The following is a 626-nucleotide window of genomic DNA, read 5'->3' as shown; positions in this document are numbered from 1 at the left end:
GGCCCGTCGTTTGCATCTGCAGGGCATGACGGTTCCGGATTATACGGTGAAGGTGAGAAAGTGGTTTTGTGTGATGTGTGACGAAGATTATGAGGGGGAAAAGTGCTGCCCACGCTGCGGTACCGGGGTATACAGCAGGGCGTGGGGGCGGCAGGAGGTGCCGTCGGAAGATGCCAGGGCTGATAATCCGTTACAGAGGCTGTAATGGTTGCCTCCGGAGCAGTTTGCGGTGATGCCTTTCCCGGGAATGGATTGCCAGTGCGGGGACTGTGGAGCTTAATTCCGGTGTTGGTGGCCTTTCCGTTGATTTTATGCCAACAGCCCCCTGTGACTGACAGGCTGCCTCGTCATTCCATTCGTATCTCCAGTAACAGGGGGTTGTATTGTATTTTATTGTGCCGGTTCAGGTGTGCGTTTCCCGGCGCGTCTGCACCGGCTTAACCAAATTCAACAGGGATAAAATAGTGGTAAGCGTACAGCCTGAACCGTCTGGTCAGAATCTGACGAATTAGACAAAGTGGTGTCCACCAAATAAGTAGTGGGAACCAAAGTGTCAGATATGCAGAAAAATGTGACTCCCGGCAGGCGAAAAGGCTGCCCTAATTATCCTCCCGAATTTAAACAGC

1 protein-coding gene is annotated in these 626 nt (G+C 52.6%); it reads left to right on the top strand.

Annotation, left to right across the window (positions count from 1 at the left end; translation table 11 throughout):
* Positions 1-205: putative zinc ribbon protein (locus ACJHX3_RS25020; protein WP_214291332.1), on the top strand; the 205-nt coding region annotated here is incomplete at its 5' end.
* Positions 206-626 lie beyond the last annotated feature (421 nt).

This window comes from Escherichia sp. WS1265 (assembly GCF_046487585.1).
GTDB lineage: Bacteria > Pseudomonadota > Gammaproteobacteria > Enterobacterales > Enterobacteriaceae > Escherichia > Escherichia coli.
This window is presented reverse-complemented; position numbering and strand designations above follow the sequence as displayed.